The 23,057-nt window shown below is 31.9% G+C and carries 29 protein-coding genes and 1 tRNA gene; 16 read left to right on the top strand and 14 right to left on the bottom strand.

The annotated features are described in order from the left end of the window. From B8T70_RS01760 to B8T70_RS01715, 10 genes are all read left to right on the top strand, one after another. Positions 1 to 450, top strand: a 450-nt coding sequence (locus tag B8T70_RS01760; protein WP_369827333.1) for a DUF1801 domain-containing protein, incomplete at its 5' end; no start/stop codon positions are given. Between the two features lie 11 nt (positions 451 to 461). After that, entirely contained in the window at positions 462 to 1,070 is a 609-nt protein-coding gene (locus B8T70_RS01755) for a DapH/DapD/GlmU-related protein (RefSeq protein WP_086893697.1), read from the top strand. Positions 1,071 to 1,072: 2 nt separating this feature from the next. Continuing rightward, a complete protein-coding gene (locus tag B8T70_RS01750) occupies positions 1,073 to 1,486 on the top strand; it encodes a tautomerase family protein (RefSeq protein ID WP_086893696.1) in 414 nt (137 codons plus the stop codon). A gap of 1 nt (position 1,487) precedes the next feature. Then, positions 1,488 to 1,997, top strand: coding sequence for a hypothetical protein (locus B8T70_RS01745; RefSeq protein WP_086893695.1), 510 nt, complete (start codon positions 1,488 to 1,490; stop codon positions 1,995 to 1,997). Between the two features lie 29 nt (positions 1,998 to 2,026). Beyond that, complete coding sequence (locus B8T70_RS01740) at positions 2,027 to 2,389, top strand: glyoxalase superfamily protein (protein ID WP_086893694.1); 363 nt, start codon at positions 2,027 to 2,029, stop codon at positions 2,387 to 2,389. Between the two features lie 35 nt (positions 2,390 to 2,424). Continuing rightward, on the top strand, positions 2,425 to 3,213 hold the full coding sequence (locus B8T70_RS01735) for a PhzF family phenazine biosynthesis protein (RefSeq protein WP_086893693.1): 789 nt from the start codon (positions 2,425 to 2,427) through the stop codon (positions 3,211 to 3,213). A gap of 10 nt (positions 3,214 to 3,223) precedes the next feature. Beyond that, positions 3,224 to 3,754, top strand: a complete 531-nt coding sequence (locus B8T70_RS01730; RefSeq protein WP_207621512.1) for a GNAT family N-acetyltransferase — start codon at positions 3,224 to 3,226, stop codon at positions 3,752 to 3,754. 34 nt (positions 3,755 to 3,788) lie between these two features. Then, positions 3,789 to 4,475: a DUF6058 family natural product biosynthesis protein gene (locus B8T70_RS01725; protein WP_086893692.1), complete on the top strand. Its 687-nt coding sequence runs from the start codon at positions 3,789 to 3,791 to the stop codon at positions 4,473 to 4,475. 17 nt (positions 4,476 to 4,492) lie between these two features. Then, positions 4,493 to 5,284: an arylamine N-acetyltransferase gene (locus tag B8T70_RS01720; RefSeq protein WP_207621511.1), complete on the top strand. Its 792-nt coding sequence runs from the start codon at positions 4,493 to 4,495 to the stop codon at positions 5,282 to 5,284. A gap of 22 nt (positions 5,285 to 5,306) precedes the next feature. After that, a complete protein-coding gene (locus tag B8T70_RS01715; RefSeq protein ID WP_086893691.1) occupies positions 5,307 to 6,035 on the top strand; it encodes a carbon-nitrogen hydrolase family protein in 729 nt (242 codons plus the stop codon). Between the two features lie 5 nt (positions 6,036 to 6,040). Here the strand turns inward: B8T70_RS01715 and B8T70_RS01710 are convergent, their stop codons facing one another. The 7 genes from B8T70_RS01710 to B8T70_RS01680 are packed head-to-tail and all read right to left on the bottom strand — an operon-like array spanning position 6,041 to position 12,163. Next, positions 6,041 to 7,063 carry a hypothetical protein gene (locus tag B8T70_RS01710; RefSeq protein ID WP_086893690.1) on the bottom strand — a complete coding sequence of 341 codons (1,023 nt, stop codon included), beginning with the start codon at positions 7,061 to 7,063 and terminating at the stop codon, positions 6,041 to 6,043. Then, on the bottom strand, positions 7,041 to 8,669 hold the full coding sequence (locus B8T70_RS01705) for an NAD(P)/FAD-dependent oxidoreductase (RefSeq protein WP_086893689.1): 1,629 nt from the start codon (positions 8,667 to 8,669) through the stop codon (positions 7,041 to 7,043). The genes B8T70_RS01710 and B8T70_RS01705 overlap by 23 nt, the downstream gene beginning before the upstream one ends. Continuing rightward, a complete protein-coding gene (locus B8T70_RS01700) occupies positions 8,644 to 10,164 on the bottom strand; it encodes a polyamine aminopropyltransferase (protein WP_086893688.1) in 1,521 nt (506 codons plus the stop codon). The genes B8T70_RS01705 and B8T70_RS01700 overlap by 26 nt, the downstream gene beginning before the upstream one ends. Further along, entirely contained in the window at positions 10,157 to 10,372 is a 216-nt protein-coding gene (locus B8T70_RS01695; RefSeq protein WP_086893687.1) for a DUF350 domain-containing protein, read from the bottom strand. The genes B8T70_RS01700 and B8T70_RS01695 overlap by 8 nt, the downstream gene beginning before the upstream one ends. An 11-nt stretch (positions 10,373 to 10,383) precedes the next feature. Next, the gene (locus B8T70_RS01690) at positions 10,384 to 10,563 is read right to left on the bottom strand and encodes a hypothetical protein (RefSeq protein WP_086893686.1); all 180 of its coding nucleotides are present in this window, start codon (positions 10,561 to 10,563) and stop codon (positions 10,384 to 10,386) included. Between the two features lies 1 nt (position 10,564). After that, on the bottom strand, positions 10,565 to 11,797 hold the full coding sequence (locus B8T70_RS01685) for a DUF4178 domain-containing protein (RefSeq protein ID WP_086893685.1): 1,233 nt from the start codon (positions 11,795 to 11,797) through the stop codon (positions 10,565 to 10,567). A gap of 3 nt (positions 11,798 to 11,800) precedes the next feature. Then, positions 11,801 to 12,163, bottom strand: coding sequence for an S-adenosylmethionine decarboxylase family protein (locus tag B8T70_RS01680; protein WP_086893684.1), 363 nt, complete (start codon positions 12,161 to 12,163; stop codon positions 11,801 to 11,803). Positions 12,164 to 12,394: 231 nt separating this feature from the next. Here B8T70_RS01680 and B8T70_RS01675 point away from each other — a divergent pair, with 231 nt between their 5' ends. From B8T70_RS01675 to B8T70_RS01660, 4 genes are all read left to right on the top strand, one after another. Beyond that, entirely contained in the window at positions 12,395 to 13,237 is an 843-nt protein-coding gene (locus tag B8T70_RS01675; protein WP_086893683.1) for an AraC family transcriptional regulator, read from the top strand. A gap of 201 nt (positions 13,238 to 13,438) precedes the next feature. After that, positions 13,439 to 14,452: a nitrilase family protein gene (locus B8T70_RS01670; RefSeq protein ID WP_086893682.1), complete on the top strand. Its 1,014-nt coding sequence runs from the start codon at positions 13,439 to 13,441 to the stop codon at positions 14,450 to 14,452. A 25-nt stretch (positions 14,453 to 14,477) separates the two neighbouring features. Beyond that, on the top strand, positions 14,478 to 14,984 hold the full coding sequence (locus B8T70_RS01665) for a GNAT family N-acetyltransferase (protein ID WP_039117012.1): 507 nt from the start codon (positions 14,478 to 14,480) through the stop codon (positions 14,982 to 14,984). Between the two features lie 24 nt (positions 14,985 to 15,008). Next, positions 15,009 to 15,629: a hypothetical protein gene (locus B8T70_RS01660; protein WP_086893681.1), complete on the top strand. Its 621-nt coding sequence runs from the start codon at positions 15,009 to 15,011 to the stop codon at positions 15,627 to 15,629. An 87-nt stretch (positions 15,630 to 15,716) separates the two neighbouring features. Here B8T70_RS01660 and B8T70_RS01655 read toward each other — a convergent pair whose 3' ends face one another. After that, complete coding sequence (locus B8T70_RS01655; protein WP_086893680.1) at positions 15,717 to 15,893, bottom strand: MarR family transcriptional regulator; 177 nt, start codon at positions 15,891 to 15,893, stop codon at positions 15,717 to 15,719. A 207-nt stretch (positions 15,894 to 16,100) separates the two neighbouring features. On the opposite strand from B8T70_RS01655, the gene B8T70_RS01650 reads away from it, so the two are divergent. Continuing rightward, on the top strand, positions 16,101 to 16,484 hold the full coding sequence (locus B8T70_RS01650; RefSeq protein WP_086893679.1) for a helix-turn-helix domain-containing protein: 384 nt from the start codon (positions 16,101 to 16,103) through the stop codon (positions 16,482 to 16,484). Between the two features lie 184 nt (positions 16,485 to 16,668). Here B8T70_RS01650 and B8T70_RS01645 read toward each other — a convergent pair whose 3' ends face one another. From B8T70_RS01645 to B8T70_RS01630, 4 genes are all read right to left on the bottom strand, one after another. Continuing rightward, positions 16,669 to 17,076, bottom strand: coding sequence for a hypothetical protein (locus tag B8T70_RS01645; protein WP_039113723.1), 408 nt, complete (start codon positions 17,074 to 17,076; stop codon positions 16,669 to 16,671). Between the two features lie 217 nt (positions 17,077 to 17,293). Beyond that, on the bottom strand, positions 17,294 to 18,073 hold the full coding sequence (locus tag B8T70_RS01640) for a GGDEF domain-containing protein (protein WP_082001816.1): 780 nt from the start codon (positions 18,071 to 18,073) through the stop codon (positions 17,294 to 17,296). Positions 18,074 to 18,450: 377 nt separating this feature from the next. Next, positions 18,451 to 18,537 (bottom strand) — tRNA-Ser (locus B8T70_RS01635). 60 nt (positions 18,538 to 18,597) lie between these two features. Further along, a complete protein-coding gene (locus B8T70_RS01630) occupies positions 18,598 to 19,470 on the bottom strand; it encodes a LysR substrate-binding domain-containing protein (RefSeq protein ID WP_039113720.1) in 873 nt (290 codons plus the stop codon). Positions 19,471 to 19,560: 90 nt separating this feature from the next. Here B8T70_RS01630 and B8T70_RS01625 point away from each other — a divergent pair, with 90 nt between their 5' ends. Then, positions 19,561 to 20,793 carry an MFS transporter gene (locus tag B8T70_RS01625; protein WP_086893678.1) on the top strand — a complete coding sequence of 411 codons (1,233 nt, stop codon included), beginning with the start codon at positions 19,561 to 19,563 and terminating at the stop codon, positions 20,791 to 20,793. Between the two features lie 87 nt (positions 20,794 to 20,880). On the opposite strand, the gene B8T70_RS01620 is transcribed toward B8T70_RS01625, so the two are convergent. Continuing rightward, positions 20,881 to 21,912: an asparaginase gene (locus B8T70_RS01620; RefSeq protein ID WP_039117015.1), complete on the bottom strand. Its 1,032-nt coding sequence runs from the start codon at positions 21,910 to 21,912 to the stop codon at positions 20,881 to 20,883. Next, positions 21,902 to 23,038, bottom strand: a complete 1,137-nt coding sequence (locus B8T70_RS01615; protein WP_086893677.1) for a 1-acyl-sn-glycerol-3-phosphate acyltransferase — start codon at positions 23,036 to 23,038, stop codon at positions 21,902 to 21,904. The genes B8T70_RS01620 and B8T70_RS01615 overlap by 11 nt, the downstream gene beginning before the upstream one ends. Between the last annotated feature and the right edge of the window lie 19 nt (positions 23,039 to 23,057).

The raw sequence follows: 23,057 nt of genomic DNA, 5'->3' as shown, positions 1-23,057 counted from the left end.
TTTACTTTTGTAAATCCGTATCATCCGCGTTCCTTTCGCAAAGAGGTAGATAGACTATTTACATTATTAATAAATGAAAAGATGAGTTTAGAACTTGATAATTTCTACCTAAAACAAGAAGAGCCCAATAAAGGTTGTTTACTTGCATTACGACAAATTATTCTTTCGCAAGATTCTGAAATCACCCATACATTAAAATATAGTATGCCTTTTTTCTGTTACAAAGGAAAGATGTTTTGCTATTTGTGGGTTCATAAAACAAATAACAAACCCTATCTAGGCATCGTCGAGGGAAAACACTTTGATAATCCCGAGTTAATATCCGAAAAACGCTCACGGATGAAAACAATGTTATTTGACCCAAATGAAGATTTACCTATTGATATCATAAAAACAATAATTGAGAAAGCAATTGGCCTTTATAAAAGTGGAGAAATCAAAATAAAATAAATTAGATTGAAATGATACATATTGATGATTATATAAACGATTTTTCTTTACTTTTCTCTAACCTAACCAACTTACAACCTTGGAACATTACCGATAATCTTAAGGAAATTATAGAAAAAATAATTCTAACTCTTGACGATAATTACACCATAAAAGACAACGTTGCTATTCATAAAACTGCAACAATAGAAAATGGTGTTACTATAAAATCGCCAGCAATTATTGAGGAGAATTGTTATGTTGGCGCACATGCCTATTTTAGAGAAGGGGTTTATCTTGGAAATTCAGTAAAAATAGGTCCCGGTTGCGAGATTAAAAATAGTATTATATGCTCGTTGACAGCTATTGCGCATTTTAATTATATAGGAAATAGTATCATTGGTAGCAATATCAATTTTGAAGCTGGTTCTATCGCTGCCAATCATTATAACGAAAGAGTTATAAAGAAGATTTCGGTTTTGCATAATGATGAAATTATCGAAACGGGAAGCGAAAAGTTTGGTTCATTAGTTGGAGATAATTCCAAAATTGGAGCAAACGCCGTATTATCACCCGGAACGATATTAAAGAAAAACACAATCGTAAAAAGACTGGAATTAATTGAACAAGTAAAAGGATAATTATGCCGTTTGTTAGAATAAGTTTACCCAAAAAATTATCGCAAGAAACCAAAGAGAACATTTCAATTTCGATACATGAATCTTTAATTCAGGAATTCAATATTCCGCAAGATGATTATTTTCATGTAATTGAAGAGCTGGAATCTAATCAAATTAAATTCCCAAAAAGTTATCTTGGAATTACCCATTCTGAAAACATTATTTATGTTCAAATAACCGCTGGACAAGGAAGAACAAAAGAGCAAAAAATAAAATTATATGCCCAGATTGCAACTAGAATTTCGAATACAACCGAAATTCTAAAAAGTGATATTATCATAATTTTACTGGAGAATAATGGAAGTGAGAACTGGTCGTTTGGAAACGGGGAAATTCAAGAACAAAAACATTTAAAACAATTAAGTAACAATCAATAAAATGGACAATCACCTAAGACAATTAATCTCAATCGAATTTGAAGACAGAAAAGAAATATTTACTGGTTTTCTTATCGATTATACCGACGATTGGATTTTATTAAAAAACAATCCCGTTGACTTTATAATTGATGGTTATGTAATTTTAAAGAACAAAAACATACAATCTATTACTCGAGATAGCGATAATGTATTTACAGAAAGTGTGATTAGACTGAAAGGCTTAAAAACCAACTCAGACGAAATAATTCCGCTAAGAGATTTATCTTCTATTCTTACCTTTATAACAAACAAATATGAAATTTTCCAGATTGCAAAAAAATCGGAGAAAGCCGTTTATCTTGGTAAGTTAATAAAACTGGATGAGGAAGAACTGGTTATCGATTTTCTTGAAACAAGAGGTAAATTTGGTGGTGAACTAAGTTTTAATCCAAATAAAATAAGAGTGATCGAATTTGATACTGATTATATCAATTCATTAAAGCTTCTTGTTAATGAAGGCAGAAAGTAATTTGTTATAGACCTAAAACAAAATCAATCATGGCAATTATAAGACCCATTTTTAGAATTTTTGATTATAAAAAAGCAGTCGAATTTTATGTTGATTGGCTTGGTTTTGAAATTCTTGACGAACATACTTTTGAGGAAAATTCGCCATTGTATATTCGAGTTTCACTCAGAGATATAGAAATTCATTTGAGTGAACATCACGGAGATTGTTCGCCAGGAGCAAAAATAATCGTAGAGGGTTTCGTTGGTTTAAAAGACTATCATCAGAAACTGATTCAGAAAAACTATAAATACAACAAACCAGGAATTGAAAAAGCTTTCTGGAACGAAAAAATCTACTGTGTAGAAGTTATTGACCCTTTTGGTAACAAAATAATATTTACTGGAGAGTAAATACTCAATGCCTTTAATTTTTAACCCCGTTTGTAATGAAATTAAACTTATATCAAATAGACGCATTCACAGATAAAATCTTCGGAGGAAATCCTGCTTGCGTTGTTCCATTAGAAAGTTGGTTGCCTGATGAAATCCTTTTAAAAATTGCACAAGAAAATGCCGTTCCCGAAACTGCTTTTTATGTTGTTAATGATAAAAGAGTTCACTTGCGCTGGTTTACTCCCGAAATTGAAATGGATTTATGCGGTCATGCAACTTTGGCAACTGCACACACTTTAAAATCGATTCTTAATTATCCCGAAAACACCATCGTATTTGATACCTTAAGCGGTGAACTAATTGTAACTGTTGATAAAGATGTACATACTTTGAATTTTCCGTCTAGAAAACCTGTTCCAGCTGAACTTCCAGAGATTATAAGAGATTCGTTAAACATTCAGCCTAAAGCGATTTTAAAATCCAGAGATTATGTCTTAGTTTATGAAACCGAACAAGAAATCAAAGACATCGTAATCGACAGACAAACTTTTGATAAAATAAATCTTGATCCAGGTGGTGTTATAGTAACGGCAAAAGGAACTCATTGCGATTTTGTTTCGCGATTTTTCACCTCACAATCTTCAATTTTAGAAGACCCCGTTACAGGTTCAGCCCATTGCTCGTTAATACCATATTGGAGCGAACAACTTGGCAAAAAAGAAATGCATGCCAAACAATTATCAGAAAGAGAAGGCACATTGTATTGTGTCGATAATGGAGATAGAGTTTTAATAAGCGGAAAAGCTAAAACATATTCTACAGGAACATGCTGGATAGAATAATAAAACAATTATGGAAATTATAATACGACAAGAAAATAAAAATGACTACCCAAAGGTTTTTGAAATCATAGAGGAAGCATTTAAAGATGTAGAATACAGCGACCATAAAGAACAATTTCTGGTTGAAAAAATAAGAAACTCGGATGCGTTTATTCCTGAATTATCACTTGTTGCCGAAGTTGATAATGAAATAGTCGGTCATATTTTGCTAACCAAATTACAAATCGAGAATAAAGATCAAACATTTGATTCTCTTGCTTTGGCTCCAGTTTCGGTAAAACCAGAATTTCAAGGAAAAGGAATTGGTGCAAAATTGATTATGGAAAGTCATGCAATAGCAAAAAAGCTAGGCTACAAATCGATAATTCTTTTGGGACATGAAAACTATTATCCAAGATTTGGATATGAACTAACAAACAAATACAATATCGAAATGCCATTTGATGTTCCAGCAGAAAACTGTATGGTAATTTCGTTAACCGAAAACGGATTAGATGGCGTAAACGGAAAAGTAAAATATCCCGCAGAATTCATGGAATAATTTTAAACGCTATAAAACTATAAAACCAAATGAAATGAAAGATTTAAATTTAAAATACATTTCAGAAAATTATATTGAACTCGAAGAAATATCAAGAACAATGCGTCTTTCCGTAGATAAATTACATCAGCTTATTGATGCTAAACTTATACCTGAACCTTCGTACACGATAAATTCAGAAATAACGATAAGTTCTTCTTTAAATGATAGCTATAAAACTACTATCATTAGAAAATACTTTCCTAAGAATATTTTGAAACTTTTAGAACAGAATGCTGAAAAAGCAAATGCTGAGGAATTCAAAACAAAGTTCAAGGAAAACCTATTATCGCATTTAAAAAACCACAATCATAAAACGTTTGCTTATGGGAATGTTTTTGATGAAAATAAAAAAATAGACAGCAATAAAGCCGAAGAAGCTCTAGAAGAAGAATGGGATTATTACTGCAAAGGTGTTTATGGAATTTGTACTATAGACAATAACGAAAATGCCATAATCGAAAAAGAGATTGCTGTAAAAAGAATTCTCGATTTTATCGAAAATAAATCTCCATTATTAACTCCTGAAGAAAAGATAAAACTAGAAGAACTAAATGCCGAATTTAATAACGCTGCAAGTTCGTTTGCTCCATATCAACGAGAATCAAGTAGTAGAGGTAAATATCTAGATAAGCTCCTAAAAGAATTTTCTCTGGACGAATTAATTAAAAAATACGATTAATTAAAACTTATAACGAGATGACAAAACACGCAAAATCAAACCCGATAGATTCAGATAATTTTGTTTTACAAGATTATTTGGATAGAATTCATTTTGTTGGCGATGTTAAATCAAATATCAAAAGCATAAGTAAATTAATGCAAAGTCAGTTATTCAGTATTCCTTTTGAGGACTTAGATGTTCAGGCGGGAAAAACTATTTCTCTGGCAGGAAACGATATTGTCGATAAACTCATTAATCGTAAACGTGGTGGGTATTGTTATGAACTTAATGGTTTGTTTGCTCTGGTGCTCCAAAAAATGGATATTTCGTATCGTTTTATTGCTGCTCGTCCATTGGTAAATCCTGGCGAGAATCCTAAAACGCATATGGCAATTATTGTTACGCTTGAAGGAGAAGAATATCTGGTCGATTTAGGCTTTGGTGGTAACGGAATAAGAGAACCTCTAAAACTAAATGATACTACAGCTGCACAACAAGGTACAGAAACATTTGCTTTAGCAAAAGCAGAAAACGGCGATTACCTATTGCAAACTTTATTGCGTGATGAATGGAAAAACCTATATTCCTTTGACTTATCACATCAAGACTGGATTGATTTTAAACCCGCCAATCATTATAACTCAACACATCCGGATTCTTTTTTTACACAAAATCTTGTTGTTGTTTTACAAAATCCTTTGGGCAAGAAAATACTATTTAGAAACACTTTCAAATCTATAGTGAACGGAGAAACTAAAAGTTATACTTTCGAACCAGAAAAACTAAAAGATATTTTAGCGACCGAGTTTAATTTGGAGAAGTTATAGTGATTTAAAAAACAGAAACTGTATGAAAATTTGCGTAGCACAAACAAAACCAGTTAAAGGTGATATTTCGGTAAATATTAAAAACCACAAAACACTAATAGATTTTGCTATTTCTCATAAAGCTAATGCAATATTCTTTCCCGAACTGTCTATAACAAGCTATGAACCCGAATTGGTACAAAACTTAGTAACTAGTCTGGATGATAAACAATTTAATGGCTTTCAGGAAATAAGTAATGCAAATAATATAACTATTGGTATTGGCGTTCCAACAAAATCAAACGAGGGAATTTTGATCAGTATGATTGTTTTTCAGCCTAATAAATCCAGACAAATATATTCGAAACAACAATTACATTCAGATGAACTTCCTTATTTTGTCTGTGGCAATAATCAACTTATTTTAACCATCGACGGAATCCGAATTGCTCCTGCTATTTGTTATGAGTCATTACAATCCAGCCATTCCGAAGAAGTTAATAGACTTGGTGCAGACATCTATATTGCAAGCGTTGCTAAATCTCAAAATGGTGTAAACAAAGCTGCTGTACATTATCCCGAAGTTGCAAAAAAATACAATATGACCGTTTTAATGTCTAACTCAGTCGGCCCTTGTGATGATTTTGAATGCGTTGGGAATTCAGCTATTTGGAACACTAAAGGGGAATTACTCGCTCAACTTAATGCTACACAAGAAGGAATACTCGTTTTTGATACCGAAACACAGGAAGTTATAGAACATGTGGTATAACACGATTAAGATTTCTTAGACTTCCATATAAATCCATCGAGTAAGTAATGTGTAAACTGAGGCACAGTTAACAACGGAACAATTACAAATTGCCAACTAGAAAAATCATAAGTCTTGAGTGAGAAGTTGTCATTCCATACCAAAATCTCCCATAAAAATTCTTCTGTAAATGCTATTACTAATAGAATCAAGATATAAACAAGGATTGCATTATAGCTTTTTAAATAATTGAAAACTCCCGAGTTTGAACCTGTCTTGTTTTCGATTTCTCTAAAGTAAACCAGTGCCATATAAGGAATTCCGTGAGAAACTACATTTAATAAAGTAAAAATAAGATCATCATTAAAATAAACAATCCCAAAATACCATGAAAGTGCCGTTCCTAGAATAATTGCGTTTTTAGGAACATTAAAAAATCTATTCGTTATACTTTTATAAACCGTATAGATTACGTAAATCGTTATAATAATGACATAAATCCAGAATAATACTTCTAATAAGAATGTGTTATGGAAACGAAAAAACTCATTTTCGACAAACCAATTAAATTTTCTTTCTGAAGAAAAGAACCAATACAACATCGGATAACCTGTTGAAGCATAAATTGCACAATTATCAATACAAACCGAAAGTCTTGTTTTCTCTTCAGTCCTGGCATACAATCGCATAAAACCATATTGTTGCCTTATAAAATGAAAAACTGCCACATAAGCTAAAAAGGACCAAAATACTAGACTTCCAAAAGAGAAAAGAATTATACCAATAGCAAAACAAATTGCGGGTAAAAGCAATAATCTTTCCTTGTTCTTCCTGAATTCATCGGCGACAAAATAAGTCTTGAATAACGTTGCATAAACATGAGCCACATCGATAAAAACGATTAAAAAAAGCCACGTATAAAACGAGTATTTATTTTCTACTTCAGTAATATAATCCTGAAATAAAAATATAATAGCTAACACAAAAAAAGATGGACCAATGATGAAAATCAAATCGGTTTTGGCTTTATGAATCCAGGGCTGCTTCATCTAAAATTTGGTTTACGACATTAATTCCGTGATGGAAAGCTTCTTCAAAAATTGATATTCCAGATAAATCTGTATGAGCAAAATAGATTGAATTCTGAATACTTCTTGAAGCTTCTTTTTTAGCCTTTCCAAAAATAAACTCAGGTACAGGACTAATCATCCCATGCCCCAATAAAAAAACTTCCATTTCTTCGGTACAATCTTCGATATCAGGATGTGCAATTTTTAAATCATCAAAAACAAATTGTTTCCAATGTTCTTTATTTTTTTTATAGAGTTCTTTTCGCGATTTTCTTAAATCGGAAGAAGAAAAACTATAATAATATGTAATTACTTTTTTGGTCTGAATCTGGTTTAAGGATTGATGCTGATCATAAATATACCCTAATCCATTTGCACCATAAATAACATTGTCCCAAGAGAGAGGAAAACTAAAATTATCGGATAAATTAGTCAAAGTTAAAGTCGCTAAAAGCCACGGTGTGTAATGAAAATCTTTAGTATACTCTTTTCGATCTTTAATAAGATACTGGTTTACAAACTGTGGTGTTGCCATAATTACTTTGTCTGCAACAATCTCTACCGAAACCTTCTTAACATCATCAAATACTTTGGCAATAACCTTATTGTTTTCGGTTTTTACTTCATAAACCAAATGTTTTTTCAATGTTTTTTTATCGGTGTATTTCTTTAGATGAGTTGCTAATCTTGCGTTTCCTTCTGGCCAGGTTAAAACACTTTCTTTTGTATTTGAACTAGCATCTTGTTTTCTTCCAGCAAAGTAATGGATTCCAGCCCAAGCCGAAACGTAATCTATACCTAGACCAAAATCATCTTTACAACAATAATCAATATAATTAAAGAGAGGTTCTGTTTTAAAATTATTAGTTTCAAACCATTCTTTCATGGTCATCTTGTCCAAACTTCTGGTTTCAATATCTTCTGAAGATAGATAAAGTGGAATATCAAATAAGTACTTTTCGTCTTTTCCTTTTCCTACCCGAAAAGCATCCATTAATTTAAAGAACCTTTCAAATTCCAAATCCTGATCTTTAGAATTCCCTTCTTTAGGAACAACTCCATCTTGCCAATTATTTTTATAAAACAAACGCTCGTCTGGCGCAAAAGACAACTGTAACTCATCAAAAACAGGAAGTCCTTTCTGATCGTATCCTACTATGATTTTCTCTTCTTCTAGAAATTGTAATAATTCTTTATCCTTAAAATTAGGCAATGGCAAATAATGCGCTCCTAATGGAAATTTAGAATATTGATTTTCCCCATTAGAAGAATTCCCTCCCAAATGTCCTTCTAATTCAACCAGAAGAAAATCTGAAATTCCTTTTTTCTCAAATTGTCTAGCGGCACTTAAACCAGAAATTCCTCCTCCCACAATAAGATATGGAATATGAATTTGACTAGTTGGTTCCGGAAAGTCTTTAATCCAAAGTCGATGTCCTAAAAGATGATTAGTTCCCGACAGCCGAATTAATAAGTGGATTATTTTATCTGAACAAAATTGTAAAAAAGGGATTAACAACAAAGAAGCACCAATTCCTTTTACAAAATTCCGCCTTGATTTACTGTAGTTTTCCCCATTCTTCATCAAAATAACGTACTAAAATTTGGTTGTCTAAACGATTGATTTCAATTTCATTTGAGATCATATCTTTGGTAAAATAATTAAATCTATCAAATTGATAATTATAGAATTTTAACCCCGGAGCTTTTCTATTTACCTGATTAAAAGTAGTGCCAAATCCATTAATTGCGATTGTATAACCCCATTCTCCAAACGAAGGCACATAAGCATGATACGCATCGACCTGAGGAAAAACCTGCATCACGGTTTTGTTGATACACCAAAATGATTTTGGAGCAAAATAAGGGGATGTAGTCTGGATGACAATAGCTGCATCGGGTTGCGAAATACTTTTTATCGTTTGATAAAAATTAAGAGAGTATAACTTTCCTAAACTATAATTAGACGGGTCTGGAAAGTCGATAATCACTACATCAAATTTTTCCTGACAACTTTTTGCCCAAATGTATGCATCTGTATTAATGATTGTTACTTTTGGATTATTAAGCGAGCCTTGATTAAAACCTGTTAATATTTTATTGACTTTAAACAACTTTGTCATTCCCTCATCCAAATCAACTAAAGTAACTTTTTCTACTTCTTTGTATTTTAAAATTTCGCGTACTGCCAAACCATCACCGCCACCTAAAACTAAAACATGCTTTACACTTTTGGCAATAGACATTACAGGGTGAACTAAAGCTTCGTGATAGCGATATTCATCGGTAGAACTAAATTGTAGGTTGTTATTTAAATACAACCGGTAATCGCTCTTATTATGCGTGAGAACGATACGCTGATATTGGGTTGAATTAGTGTAAATGATATTCTCGCCATAAAGCTTTCCTTCTGAATAAGACAAAATGGAATCCGAAAAAACAAAAACACCTAATAAAATTAGAAATGAAGTAACTGCTTTTGCTTTTAAGAAATAACCGTTCTTTAATTCTTTTTTTAGAAGAAAACACAAGACAATTGCAATACTTACATTAATCATTCCGAAGAATAATGATGTCCCCATAATTCCTAACTTCGGAACTAAAACTAACGGAAAGAGTATCGATGCCAATAAAGCTCCGATATAATCAAAAGTAAACACATTAGAAACCAAGTCCTTAAACTCTACTTTATCTTTCAAAATATTCATTAGTAACGGTATTTCTAATCCGACTAAAAAACCTGTTACAAAAACAAGGAGATATAAAACGAATTGAAAATACTCGACACTTTCGAACAATAAAAACAAAACAACAGAACTCAATCCTCCAATTAGTCCAACTAATATCTCGATTTCAACAAAAGTATTGAGTAAGTTTTTATGAAAAAACTTTGAAAAGAAAGAGCCTATACCCATTGAAAACAGGTACACTCCAATAATAAATGAAAATTGTTTTACTGAATCTCCTAATAAATAACTAGCCAGAGTACCCGCAACAAGCTCATAAACAAGCCCACAGGTAGCAATAATAAATACTGCAAACAGCAATAAAAATTCAAATTTAAGAAACTTTTTACCCATGAATTGCGGCACTTATAATCATTGAGATACCAATGATAAATGCTGCAAACACAATTGCAACAGCAATATTATTCTTCTGAGTTACTTCTTTCCATGTATTCTCAGGAGTAATTTTTTCGATTATAAAATAGGCAACCAATAAGATTACGATTCCTACAAGAGAAAAAATGATTGAGTTAACGATAGGTTGTAAATGTATTAAATCCATACTTTATAAGTTTATTTATGATAAAAACGGTTAACGGAACTACGATTTCCTGATGTACTATATTTTTCTGTTGTTTCGCAATCGCAGATTCTATTTCCTGAATAAGCGAAATACAAATAAGTTGCAAAGCAAAATAGTCCTATTGCTAATGCGGCTAAATTATTCTTTATAAAATCTAAAAATTCTTTCATATTACTCGTCTTGATAAGGTGAATAATCGCTATACTCCCATCTTTTCTTTTCAAAATTTATTTTACAATATCTAATAACAATAAAAACAACTATCATAAACCCAATAACTATCCATACGTTGTAAAAGGATGGTTTGTTCCAAATTGCGTTTACTTTTATTACATTATTGCTTATATCCTCAGGAGCTTTTTGTGGAGTAATTACAAAATGGTATTTTCCTGCTTTAACTCCGCATATATTAAACTCTACCGATTGGTCTCCTTCGGTCCAATTTTCGCCATCTGTATAGCCATGATAATACTCTACATCTTTATTAGCATGTAATTCCTCATTTGTATTTTCATCGACCAAGGCAATATCTACGTTTGCCCAAGAATTATCTACATCAGAAGATACACGAATTGTCATAGGAGCAGATCCGCCTTTTAAAACAAACGAAGAACCAAAGATTTCTTTGTTATTAAATTCATTAAAAGTGGCTTCCTTATAAAACACACTTTGTTCTGATTGATCTTTATATATAAGCCAGTTAACACATACAATTATTAAGGCAACGAAACAAAAAATTATTGCTGTATTCCGTAAATCAAAATAATATGGTCTCGTAATATTTACACCCGTCTGGTATGGTAAATTAACCGTAGGAAATCCTTTTCTGATTTCACTTTTACTTATATACTCTCCAAGAAAGGCAGTTTCAATACCATTAATTTTTTCAACAGAAATCATTAACGGAGGGTTAATATATTCTACCATATGAATTTTATAGACAGGCAACGAGAAATCAAAATATCCCTGAGCATTTTCTATATCCACATCGCAATATTCATAAATATCAAATACAATCCCGTTATGAGTTACTATTTCAGGATGTTGTTTTGCATTAAATTGATCTTCTATTTCGGTTAAAAAGATCCAGTTTCCATCAGATTCAGAAAGATAAACCAAATCTCCTTTTGGACTTTCCAAAATGTATTCTGTCCAATTATAGCTTTGAGATACTTTCTTAACTATTGCGGCAATAACGGTATATTCTATTCCTTTAAGAATTCCTTTATCTCCAATTTTAAAAGCAAAATCATTTACTTCAGGTTTAAACTTTGATTTTAAACGAAGTTGTCCATCGCCATCAGATGAATATAAACTATGACAATTAGGGCAAACAAAATTTACGACGTCAAAACCAACATCTAAATCGGTAACGGTATTACAACTGAAACATGGAACTTTCATATACTAACGATTAATTTCAAAATCTTTTATAATTGTTCCTTCAAAATAATTGATATAATCGGCCATAACGTCTCTTACTTTTTTAGAATTATCTTGCTGATAATTACACAAATAAACATCTAAAGTTAACTGATTATATTCTGGCCAAGTATGTATACAGATATGAGATTCTTTTAAACAAAATGAAATAGTAAAGCTATCATTATCAAAATCATGGACAATAACACCTACTTTTTCTAATTGATAAGCCTCTAAAATTGAATTGGTAATAGCAACAAAACCATTGCTATCCTTTAATTTTTGAACTTTATCTACATGTAGGGTTACCAGTTTATGCAAACCTGGTGAATAAGGGGGTAAATCCATTAAAATATTTATATACGCCCCAAATGTATAATAATTTTTGGATAATTTTAACAAGAAGGATATGATTTAGACTCACCGCACAATTACCTAAAACACCCTATATTCTACAAGCTATTTCAAAACCAGCTAAAGCTTTATGTTTAAATTATAAAGTAAAAAAGAGTTTAAGGAAATAAGATTTTTTAAATTTGCATCTAAACTTTTTTGAATTTAATAAACAAATAGGTTTTTATGCAAGTTTTACCTCCAAAGGAATTATCACCTTATATCAAACACTATCTTTTCTTAGAAAATAAAGGTAATGATACTCAGAAACTACGTTTGTTTTCTGATGGTAATACTGGTGTTGTGTTCTCTTTAAAAAGTAAACTTATTTCAGGCTTCAGTAATTATGAAGCGCAAAACTACTTACCAAGCTCATTTATATATGGGCAACTAAATGGTTTTAAAGACATTTATTCGGGTAGCGAAATGTCTATTGTAATTGTCGTTTTCCAACCAAACGGAATCAACCAATTATTAGGAATTACAAGTAGCGAATTACGTGATACTATAATCACTATCGATGACATTTTTGGTTTAGAAGGAATTGAACTTCAGGAAAAATTATCCGAACAATCGACTATTCAGGAGAAGTTAAGCCTCTTAAATCATTTTTTTAAAACGCTTGAAGCGAAAAAACCAATGTCTAACCAATTGATTGCTGCAGCATCATTAGATTTCATTTTTAAAAGCAAAGGGCAGTTTTCACTCAAACAATTAGTTGATTATACAGGTTATACCGAAAGACATATCGAAAGAAAATTTACAGAATGCGTGGGATTAAATCCAAAGAAGTTTGGGAATATTGTAAAGATTCATGGCTTTTTAAAACTCCTCAAGAATAAATCGGAAGATACAAATCTCACCACGATTTCTTATGACGCCGGATTTTCGGACCAATCTCATCTCATACGAGAATTTAAAAAACATACCGGAATGACTCCCAGAGAATATTTGTATAATGCAGGGAAACTAACCAATAACTTTATAGAAACTGTTCCTGCTAAAATAACTTTAAATAGTACTTTCTAAAATTAAACACGAATTTCACGAATTAACACGAATTACGTTTGTGAAATTAATTTCACAAACTAATCTAACCGTAAAAATCTGTGTTAATTCGTGAAATTCGTGTTTAAATTATATATCTACATATAGTTTCAAAATGTCGGTTTTATACAATTTGCAAATTCTCGGCAACGCTATTTTTGTCTAAAATTAATAGCGTGAAATATGAAAAATCTAAAAATAGCCTCAGCTCAGTTTGAGAATAAAAGCGGCGATAAAAACTATAATTTATCTGTAATTGAGAAACTTTCGCAAAAAGCTTACAGCGAGGGTTGTGATGTAATTGCTTTTCACGAATGTTCTATAACCGGATATACATTTGCAAGGCATTTATCGAAAGAACAAATGCTGAATCTGGCAGAAGTTATCCCGAACGGAGAAAGCGTCTTAAAACTTACAGAAATAGCCAAAAAGAATGATATTGTAATATTAGCTGGACTTTTTGAAAAAGACGAGAACGATAATTTATTCAAAGCTTATGTTTGTGTAGATAAAAATGGTTTGGTTGCCAAATACCGAAAACTACATCCGTTTATAAATCCTTATCTAACGCCCGGAGATAACTATTGCATATTCGAAATTAAGGGATGGAAATGCGGGATCTTAATTTGCTACGACAATAACATAATCGAAAACGTACGTGCAACAACTCTTTTGGGTGCCGATATTATTTTTATGCCACACGTAACCATGTGTACTCCTTCTACCCGACCTGGCGCTGGTTTTGTAGCACCTCAACTTTGGGAGAACCGTGAAGCCGACCCAACTTCACTACGATTGGAATTTGACGGAATGAAAGGACGCGATTGGTTAATGAAATGGTTGCCGGCAAGAGCCTATGATAATGCCATTTATGCTGTTTTCTCAAACCCAATTGGTATGGACGATGACCAGTTAAAAAATGGTTGTTCTATGATTATTGACCCGTTTGGTGATGTAATTGCCGAATGCCGTTCTTTTGATGACTCTTTTGCAACCGCAATAATTACTCCCGAAAAATGTATTCAGGCTGGTGGAAATCGTTACATAAAAGCTAGAAGACCAGATTTATACCGAGATATTATTGGACAAGAACATAAATCGGAACAGAATGTGGTTTGGTTAAACACCGACAAAAAAGTAAAAACTAATAATTTTACAGGTTTAAAACTATTGAAAGATTTATCTTTGGGAAATTGATTAATCTACAGAATAAAACACTACAATGGAATTTTTTAAAACTACAAATGAAGATATCGATGCCGTTTTCGATATCTATAATGAGGCTACATCTTATCAAAAAACAGTTAATAATAAAAGCTGGAGAGGTTTTGAAAAAGCATTAATAGAGAAAGAAATCGCCGAAGACCGCCATTTTATAATCAAAGATGAAGGGGAAGTTGCCTGTACATTTGTGCTTACTTTTAATGACCTGATTATCTGGAAAGAAGCTGCTCAAGATCCTGCTGTATATCTTCATCGTATTGCTACAAACCCAAAATTTAGAGGTCGTTCTTATGTTACAAAAATCATAGAATGGGTAAAAGTATATGCCAAAGAAAATGGTAAAGAATACATAAGACTAGACACACATAGCGGAAACGAAAGAATAAACAAATACTACATGAGTTGCGGTTTTGACTTTAAAGGCGTTAGCGTTATCGAGTGGACTAGCGAATTACCCGAACATTACAAAGAAGGTTCTTTTAGCTTGTTTGAGATTAAATTATAGTTTTAAATTATATCAATTCAGATTATGAATACACATAAAGATTTTGAGGTTGGGCAATGGGTTAAATCCTATGCAAAAGGAATTCATCGAATTGAGAAATTTGTTCCTATTGAGTTCGAAGAATATCATTCGTTTGTTGGTGCTATAACAAATGATAAAATTGGAACTTTAGATGAACCTTTGGTAATACTCAAACGTCTTTTTAATTCAAAATTTAAAAAGCAAGTAGGAACAGACTTTTGCTCAAGCACATTCTTGAAACCAATATCTGCCGAAGAAAAAGCCAATATTGAAGAACAATTAAAGCTAAATCCAAAATTCATAACAGATTTGGACAAGTATAACATTTCAAAATTTGAATCGAGATATGGATTAAACATTCTTATTTCTGAAGAAACAAAATCTATTCTTCCAGAATTGGCTTTGTTTATAAGAAAAGGAGGTAAAACGTTTACAGAAATATTCGAATGGTTAGACAATAAAAACTGCAAACACCTTTTGGATAACAGAAGTAGTTTAGGTAATAATGATCGTTCGCATTATCTGCAATTTATAAATTGGAGCTATGAAACGAGAGATAACAAACTTCTGTTTACAGATTTATTAGCATTTACTCCTAACTTTGAAAGAATTGATTTAGGATAGACTTCTATGTTATAATAAAATAAAAACCCTTGTGAATAAAACTTCACAAGGGTTTTTGGTTTGAATCTAAAATTGACCATCTCCGATTTATTTTGCTTCCCAAAAGCAACGTTTAGGAGAAACTATTAAACCTTCGTCCTTCAACATTTTCATTGCCTTATCTACTTCTTTACGGTCTAGTTTAGTTAATTCAACTACTTTACCTGCATTCACAGGTTGTCCAACTTTTTTTATAGCATCTAATACTTGATTTTTGATTTCCATAATTTTTATGTTTTGGTAAAACGTAAAAATAATAAATATTTTCTTATAAAAAATAAATACTACTTTTTAAGAATTGGTGGATTGTGTTTCAATAAATCATCTGAAAAACTGTATTTTTGTATAAATATTGAAAACCGTATCTTACAAAAACAAACCTGTTTTTTACTAAAATATATTTTCTCTAAAAATTTTAAATATCTTTGATTTATGAGCGCAACAACAAAACCATTTCATATAGGGCGTAAAATAAGCCGTATTCGTGAACTTAAAGACATGAAACAAGAAGCACTTGCACAGGCTATGGGAACAAATCAGCAAGCAATTTCTGCTATAGAAAACAGCGAAAACATAGACGAAGAGAAACTTAAAGAAGTAGCAAAAGCTCTTGGAGTAACAGTTGAAGCAATTAAAAACTTCTCAGAAGAAAATGTGATTAATTATTTTAATAACATTTATGATAACGGAGTTTTTAATACTGGTAATTATTGCAATTTTAATCCTTTAGACAAAGTTGTCGAACTTTACGAACGTTTAGTTCAGGCTGAAAAGGATAAAAATGAATATTTGGAAAAACTAATAAAAGGGAAGTAAAGCCTTTATATAAAACAAAAAAGAGATTTCAAATTTGAAATCTCTTTTTTGTTTTATAATTAGTGTTGAGAAATGATTTCATTCTTTTGTTGAACTTCAACTTTGCATAAAAGTTCAACCAAAGAACAGAACTTGAAACTTGCACTAAACCCGCCATTTTGAAAACCCCTTGTTACCTAATGTTTTATTTTATCCAATACAAATAGATGTAAAAAAATAGTCCAACAAAACCAATACTTAAATATCCAATGGCTTTGATTCTGTTATTTTTTTCACGGTCTGGAGTTATTTCTACTTTTACTGGAGTTTTTACATCTTTATTACCTAAAAACTTTTTTCCAGTTGTAAATCTCCTATCCTTTTTATAAACTGCTTGCGTTCCTGCTTGATACATAATTTTATGTTTTTTATTTAAATTAATAACCCCCCTAATTATGACTATACAAGCACCGATTACTGGAACTAACCCTGATAATAAAAACGCCCAAAACCATTTAACTCCAATATATTCTGTTTTATTGATTAATTCTGCACCGTCTCTTCCAACTTGGTTTACAGTAGATTTAACAAATCCTTTTGCGAGGTTTTCCATGAATACTATTTTATATATGCTTAATATTAGTTTCGTTTTCAAAAATTTCAGGTAACGTTCTGGTACTAAAGTGAGTTTTGGACTAAATTAAGCCCTATTTTTCGGATTTGCTAAATCTTCCAAATACAAGACCATTTTTAAATTCAGCCTAATGCCCAAATCTCGTGTAACGGCTGTTAGCTGCTGCCCTTTTTTGTTTTAAATTATTCATTAAATCTTATATCAAAGATGCGGTTGCATTTTTATTAGGCTCATTTTTTGCATTTTTCATAGCATCAAATGCTCTTTCTAAAATTATTGCTTCCGTGTCTAATTCGGAGTTAAATTCCACAACGCCACAACAAACGGTTATATTAAATGCTTGCGATATATTTTGAATTTTAATTCCTGTTTTTGCAATATTTTCTCTCTTTCTGTTTGCAGCTTTTACTGCATTTTCTAAAATTGTTTCTTTTGTTATAAAAATGAATTCATCACCTTTTAAGTGTTGTCTGTATATCGTGTCAGTAAGTCTATTGTCTGCTTTTAATAATGTTCCAAATTTGACAAGGATATTGTCAGCAACTAATTGTCCAAATTCAGTGTTTAAATTTTTGAAATTGTCTATGTCCATAAGTATAATAGAAAAAGGCATTTTTTTAGCTTTTGCCCATTCTATTGTATTTTTTAAATCTTGACCTAAAGCTCTATGGTTTGGGATTCCTGTTAATTCATCAGTATGTAAGTCTTTCTTGATTGTTGAAAATCTCTTTCTATTTAATAGAAACTGAATAAAAATTGTTGAAATAATAATAAAAGTTATTGTTATTAAAATTTGTAGAATATTAAATGTTAGTTCTTTGTTTAAAAAACCTCCGAAAGTTGTTCCTTTTGGGATTTCGTCTAAAATAAAATAAGTTATTAAAGCAATTAATATTGATTTTAAAATATCGTAAATCGCTTTTGCTAATACATCTTCTTTTAGTTTTTTATATGTTTTTTTTAAATATTCCTTCATTTTAAATATCTTATTTTTCTCTGTTTTTTTTAGGATTGCAGCTAACTTGTATATATACGAAACAAACCTTCGCATATACACCCAAATTAGGTACGATAGATGAAGGTTTGTTTCGTTTTACACACTTTCAAATGTACTAAGTTTTTCTTACAAACTTGTAATGGTAAGCATTTTTAGAACCTATCTAAATCGTTCACTTATCAATCTACCATTCTGAAAAACGTAGAAAATTTAAGTTTTAGGAAAAGTATGAAAGGTACAATCGCACTAATTAGGAAATTAACTCCCACATTTACCCATAAAAAAACCCAATTCTACATTTCTGGGTGTAAAATTGGGCGCAAATACCTCAAAGCACTGATTATCAGCGTTTATCGCAGAGAGGATGGGATTCGAACCCACGATACAGTTACCCATATACTAGCTTTCCAGGCTAGCTCCTTCAACCACTCGGACACCTCTCTAAATTAGGTTTGCAAATAACACGAAAAAAAACGAGTTAATAAAATAAAATCGAGTAATCCTTACATACTTTTTTTAAATTCTTCTATAAATAATTTTACTGCCTTTTTTTGGTACGCCCCTTCTATCGTTAACATAAACGAATCTCGTTTAGTCACGACTCCCGTAATCTTAATTGCTTTTATATTGTCCCAGCCTTTTAGGGCTTTCTCGGTTACAATTGTTGCCCAATAGCCATCGCCAACCAATCGTAATAATGCCTGAACTGCATTTAACTCAATAGAAACTTTAGGTTTCATATTATTTTTCAAAAACAATTCATCAAGAAATTCTCTAGAATTAAATCCTTTTACGGGTAAAATAAGCGGAAGATCTTCTATATCCTTAAAGGGAATTTTGTCTAAAACGGCTAATGAGTGCGTTTTTGAAACTGCCAACACCAACTTTGATGTAAACAATGGGAATTTTTGAAAAGGAAGTTTTATTTCGTTAGAAGAAATAACCAAAACCAAATCTAATTCATTATTCAAAAGTTTTTGTTCTAAAGGCTCAGTTGTACCGTATTCGACAACAATTTTTAAATGCGGATATGTTTTAGCAAACAAATCGACAATTGGTAAAACCAAAAGCCCAAAAATATAAGTAACTCCTATTCGGAGTTCTCCGCCAATCATTTGGTTCAAATCATCAATCGCCTGCTTTCCGCTCTCAACATTTTCTATAACTTGTTTAGCATGAATCAGAAATACCGAACCTGCTTCTGTAAGCTGTACTTTTTTTCCAATCCTAACAAACAAAGGCATTCCGAGTTCTTCTTCTAGTTTTTTTATTTGTTGCGATAATCCAGATTGCGTTACAAAACACAATTCGGCAGCTTTTGTAAAGTGAAGTGTTTTGGCGGTTTTAATAAAATATTCAAGTTGAAAAATTTCCATATCGATTAGAAAAAGTAATTATTATCAGTAAAATTATTAATTTTTCTAATGAAAACATAATTCCGAACTTTGTAAAAAAGTTTCACAATCATGTTTAAAGCGTTAAAATCAAAGAACTTCAAATTATTCTTTTACGGACAATCGGTCTCCGTAATTGGTACATGGCTACAAAAAACTGCCGTAAGCTGGATGGTTTATAGTGTTACAGGTTCCGTTTTCCTTTTAGGATTAACGACGTTTTTAAGCATGATTCCGTCTTTATTTCTAGCTCCGCTTGCCGGAAGTATTATTGGGCGTTATGACAGACATCGTAGTATGATTGTATTACAATCTTTGGCAATGCTGCAAGCGGGCGCATTGGCTTTACTTATTTATTTAAAAATATACAACATCAACTATATCTTAGGGCTGAGTTTATTACAAGGAATCATAAATGCGTTCGACATGACTTGCAGACAAACTATGATGGTTGAGATTGTCGACAATAAAGAAGATTTACCAAATGCCGTTGCTTTAAACTCTACTCTAAACAATTTTGCCCGAATTGCTGGTCCTGCTTTGGCTGGAATTATTTTGCACAATTATGGCGAAGACATCTGTTTTATTGGAAACTTCCTGAGTTATATTCCAGTATTAATTTCTTTATTAATGATGAAAATTACGCCTCACATTAAAGCCACCGACAAACTTAAAATGCTCGAAGACTTTATAGAAGGTTGGGATTACGTTAAAAAAGAAAGCGAAATGGCCAAAATGCTCTTAATGTTAATGTGCAGTAGTTTATTTGTAATTTCTTTCAATACGCTTATGCCTGTTTTTGCCAAGGATATTTTTAGCGGAAACGCGCAAACCTTTAGTTGGTTTGAAAGTGCTGCCGGAATTGGTTCTATCTTATCAGCTATTTATCTAGCTAACTTAAAAACATCACAAAACATGAATAAAATAATGATTGCTGCCAGTTTATTATTAGGATTTAGCATTATTATTTTGGCTTATTCAAGTAGTTTAACCGTGGCGCTTATTTGCATGGCTTTAAGTGGTGTGGGAATGATGGCGCAAACCTCATCGATAAACATATATATACAAACTCAAAGTACCACACATATGCGTTCTCGAAGCATTAGTTATTATCTTATGGCATACCAAGGAATGATTCCTGTGGGAAGTTTGATAATTGGGTATCTATCACATTTTATAGGAACTAGAAATACAGTCGCCATTCAAGGTGTAATATGTATTCTTTCGGTAATAGTGTATGTGTATTATAAAAACCGTAGTACCGAAGAAAATTTAGAAACTTGTGAGGTTCGTTATAAAAATTAAAAAAAAACAATATAAAAAATTCCAAATTCCAATTGTCTATCCATGATCTTGTCATTTACAGAAATGACAAAAAACTGGGTGAAAATTTTACAACGAAATCTCCCCGCGTAAAGCAGTTTCAAAAACAGTCTTAAAATTTTCGGCTTCGATTCCGTGACCTAATAAATACATTAGTTTTGTAATTGCAGCTTCGGTTGTGATGTCTTTTCCAGAGATTACGCCAAGTTCTTTAAGAACAGTACTTGTCTCATATTGTCCCATATTCACACTTCCGCCTGAACATTGTGTTACGTTTATGATGTGTAAACCTGACTGAATAGCTTTTTTAATAGCATTAAGAAACCAATCTTCTGTAGGTGCGTTTCCAGATCCGTAAGTTTCCAGAACAATTCCTTTTAAGTCAGGAATTGCTAATATTGCCGCCAAAACTGGTTCGCTCATTCCTGGAAACATTTTTATGATGGCAACGCGATTGTCTAATTTTTTATGAACGATTAATTTCGAAGATGTTTTTATAGGCAAAAACAAATGCGAATTTAATTTTAAATGCACTCCAGATTCTACCAATTCAGGATAATTTGGAGCTGTAAAAGCTTTAAAATGTTCTGCATTTACTTTAGAAGTTCTGTTACCACGGTATAATTTGTATTCAAAATACAAACAAACTTCATTGATAACAGGTTTTCCGTCTTGCTGAAGTGAAGCTATCTGAATCGCTGTTATAAGATTTTCTTTGGCATCCGTTCGCAAATCCCCGATTGGCAATTGCGACCCGGTAAAAATCACAGGCTTAGATAAATTCTCCAGCATAAAACTCAATGCCGATGCCGAATATGACATGGTATCTGATCCATGAAGAACCACAAAACCATCAAAAGAATTGTAATTATCTTCGACAATCACAGCGATTTTTGTCCATTCTTCAGGATTCATATTCGATGAATCAATTGGAGTATCAAACGAAACCGTTTCGATTTCGCAATCCAATTGTTTCAACTCTGGAATTTTTTGTAATAATTTACTAAAATTGAAGGCTTTGAGCGCTCCAGTCTCAAAATCTTTACTCATACCGATAGTTCCTCCGGTATAGATTAAAAGTATTTTGGCTTTAGATGACATCTTGGTATTTTAATTTATTAACTACAGGATTAGCATACATAGATAAAAACCCTTGTCTTGTAACTGGATTATCGCTACCAATACGCATTTCTAAACGACGCTCAAAAAGTAATTTCTCATTTTCTTTATACAAATGAGCAAACTTATCGGTTTTGTTTAAAATGTCGTAGGCAATAAAATTGGTTGGCCATAATTTATAATTCTTCAATACAGAATCGTCTATAGCTTGTGCCAACGCTTGGATTTGTTTATTCGAATTGTCATTTTCGGCAGCAATCTGGTCAATTTCTTTATCCAGAACATCTCCTACCGAAATGTGTATTCTTTTTTTAGTTCCCATGATACCACTTAAAATGGTCATGAAATCTTCATTTTTTTCTTTAATATAAATCTCGTTATTCGCTTCTGCCATTAATTGTGGCATTTTTAAAGCATCGGTTGGATCATATTCGTATGAAATCGAAACTGGAACTATTTTCATTTTCTTGAAATAATCCATTAGGTTCGCTTCATCCGATCCCATTCCTAACATTTTTAAAACACCAGGATTTGTAGCGTCATTTCCGTCTTTGGTTCTTCCTTCACGTTGTGCGATCCAAACCGAACGGTTCTCGCGAAACAATAAATGTCCGATATACTCCGATAACAACTTAGAGCTTTGCAACATTTCACGAGGCGAAAGACCACGCAAAACCAAGAAATTACGATTTAATTTAGCCAAAATATTCAAGAATGCTTTTTTAACCAAATTATCTCCAATTGCCGAAGCAGTCATTACCAAACCATGCTCAAACAAGCAAACATTTAATAATGTTGTATCTAAAAGAATGTCTCTATGATTAGAAACAAATAAATAAGAAGTGTTTTTTTCTAGTTTCTCGAATCCCGAAGTTGTTAATCCTTCTGAGCTTCTTTCGAGAACTTTTTGAATTGTCTGATAAATAAAATTGCATTGAAAATCACGGATAGAGTGAGTTCTCTTCAATTGTTCCTTCCAAACTTCGTCGTCTAACTCTGGAAATGAAAAATTCATCATGGCTTTCATCATAGGATGATTTGCTACACCATGAAGGGCTTCATTTACTTCTGAATCATAAAACGGTCGAATTGCATCAAATTTCTGCATTATAAATATCTATTTTTAA

The sequence above is a fragment of the Flavobacterium sp. AJR genome (assembly GCF_002156885.1).
Taxonomy (GTDB): Bacteria; Bacteroidota; Bacteroidia; order Flavobacteriales; family Flavobacteriaceae; genus Flavobacterium.
Note: the sequence above shows the minus strand (reverse complement) of the source record. Positions and strands in the feature narration are given on the sequence as shown.